Here is a 911-nt window from a genome sequence, read left to right on the forward strand (position 1 = left end):
ACCACGAGAGTTTGTAACACCCGAAGTCGGTGGGGTAACCTTTTTGGAGCCAGCCGCCTAAGGTGGGACAGATGATTGGGGTGAAGTCGTAACAAGGTAGCCGTATCGGAAGGTGCGGCTGGATCACCTCCTTTCTATGGAGAATTGATGAACGCTGTTCATCAATATAAGTTTCCGTGTTTCGTTTTGTTCAGTTTTGAGAGAACTATCTCTCAGAAATAAATGTATGTTCTTTGAAAACTAGATAACAGTGTAGCTCATATTTTTTAATTTTTAGTTTGGTTAAGTTAGAAAGGGCGCACGGTGGATGCCTTGACACTAGGAGTCGATGAAGGACGGGACTAACGCCGATATGCTTCGGGGAGCTGTAAGTAAGCTTTGATCCGAAGATTTCCGAATGGGGAAACCCACCATACGTAATGGTATGGTATCCTTATCTGAATACATAGGGTAAGGAAGACAGACCCAGGGAACTGAAACATCTAAGTACCTGGAGGAAGAGAAAGCAAATGCGATTTCCTGAGTAGCGGCGAGCGAAACGGAATCTAGCCCAAACCAAGAGGCTTGCCTCTTGGGGTTGTAGGACATTCTATACGGAGTTACAAAGGAACGAGGTAGACGAAGTAGTCTGGAAAGGCTCGTCACAGAGGGTAACAACCCCGTAGTCGAAACTTCGTTCTCTCTTGAATGTATCCTGAGTACGGCGGAACACGTGAAATTCCGTCGGAATCCGGGAGGACCATCTCCCAAGGCTAAATACTCCCTAGTGATCGATAGTGAACCAGTACCGTGAGGGAAAGGTGAAAAGCACCCCGGAAGGGGAGTGAAAGAGATCCTGAAACCGTGTGCCTACAAATAGTCAGAGCCCGTTAACGGGTGATGGCGTGCCTTTTGTAGAATGAACCGGCGAG

General features: G+C 47.3%; 2 rRNA genes. Both read left to right on the plus strand.

The annotated features are described in order from the left end of the window. Positions 1-134 (plus strand): 16S ribosomal RNA (locus KFD70_RS29345); the annotation flags it as partial. A 146-nt stretch (positions 135-280) separates the two neighbouring features. Beyond that, a 23S ribosomal RNA gene (locus KFD70_RS29350) occupies positions 281-911 on the plus strand; the annotation flags it as partial.

It is taken from the genome of Bacillus pfraonensis, from assembly GCF_050768835.1.
Classification (GTDB): Bacteria; Bacillota; Bacilli; order Bacillales; family Bacillaceae_G; genus Bacillus_A; species Bacillus_A pfraonensis.